The following is an 842-nucleotide window of genomic DNA, read 5'->3' as shown; positions in this document are numbered from 1 at the left end:
ATGAATGAATGCAATTTTGATATAGTTGTTCTTTGTAAAAATTCTGTGTCGCATTTAAAGACTAAAACCTATTGATGAGAATCTAACACGAACATTGCATATTCCCTTTTTTTTGTTAAAGATACTTAATAGCAAAGTGTTCAATACATACTGGACGAGAGAATAAATATCCCTGACAAGTGAGAACACCTTTCTCTTTAAGTAATTGATATTGTTCTTCGGTCTCAACTCCTTCAGCAATAAGCTGTATACCGAGACTCTTAGATAACATTAAGATCGCATCAAGCACTGTTGAGTAAACCAGAGAACCATTGCTGATGACGGTAAGACATCTGTCGATTTTTATTGTGGAAAACCCAGCATGTTCAATGTACTTGAGACATGAGCTTCCACTTCCAAAGTCATCAATAGCAAAACGCACACCTGACGCGGTCAGTTGTTGCATAGATTCAAGAGCAAAATCATCGAAGTTCATGGTCCCGCGTTCAACAATTTCCAGAACTACAGCTATACAGCCTTCAAATGTTTTATTAAAATCTGTAACAGCTTCAATTACTCTTGGTGCGTTCAGTTGCCTTGCACAAATATTGAAAGAAAGATAGAAGTCGTTTGGTAAATCTCCTACATATCCTTCAAAATAGCTTTTTACCCCGGACAGTAGAGAACATGTCACATCATTAATGATCTCACAGGACTCCATGGCAGATAGGTATTTTTCTGGAGAGTGTAGAACGCCATCTTTAAGAACTCTCAGTAATACCTCTCCACCAACAATCACATCATCCTTGTACACCGGCTGAACATAAGGCACAAATTCAGCATTGAAGTGGCACACTGAATTT

Annotated in this window: 1 protein-coding gene; it reads right to left on the bottom strand. The window is 37.8% G+C overall.

The features are described from left to right. Positions 1-115: 115 nt before the first annotated feature. Positions 116-842, bottom strand: a 727-nt coding sequence (locus INF68_RS22930; RefSeq protein ID WP_193525473.1) for an EAL domain-containing protein, incomplete at its 5' end; no start/stop codon positions are given.

The sequence above is a fragment of the Enterobacter cloacae complex sp. P16RS2 genome, assembly GCF_014982155.1.
In the GTDB taxonomy this organism is placed as follows: domain Bacteria; phylum Pseudomonadota; class Gammaproteobacteria; order Enterobacterales; family Enterobacteriaceae; genus Enterobacter; species Enterobacter cloacae_M.
Note: the sequence above shows the minus strand (reverse complement) of the source record. Positions and strands in the feature narration are given on the sequence as shown.